Below are 255 nucleotides of genomic sequence, written 5' to 3' on the forward strand. Positions count from 1 at the left end.
TCCAAGGCTAAATACTCCTGACTGACCGATAGTGAACCAGTACCGTGAGGGAAAGGCGAAAAGAACCCCGGCGAGGGGAGTGAAATAGAACCTGAAACCGTGTACGTACAAGCAGTGGGAGCCTACTTGTTAGGTGACTGCGTACCTTTTGTATAATGGGTCAGCGACTTATATTTTGTAGCAAGGTTAACCGAATAGGGGAGCCGTAGGGAAACCGAGTCTTAACTGGGCGTCAAGTTGCAAGGTATAGACCCG

At 49.4% G+C, this 255-nt stretch carries 1 rRNA gene; it reads left to right on the forward strand.

Annotation, left to right across the window (positions count from 1 at the left end):
• Nucleotides 1–255 (forward strand): 23S ribosomal RNA (locus tag ACOZIO_RS25130); the annotation flags it as partial.

The sequence above is a fragment of the Rahnella sp. PD4 genome (assembly GCF_049199325.1).
GTDB lineage: Bacteria > Pseudomonadota > Gammaproteobacteria > Enterobacterales > Enterobacteriaceae > Rahnella > Rahnella perminowiae.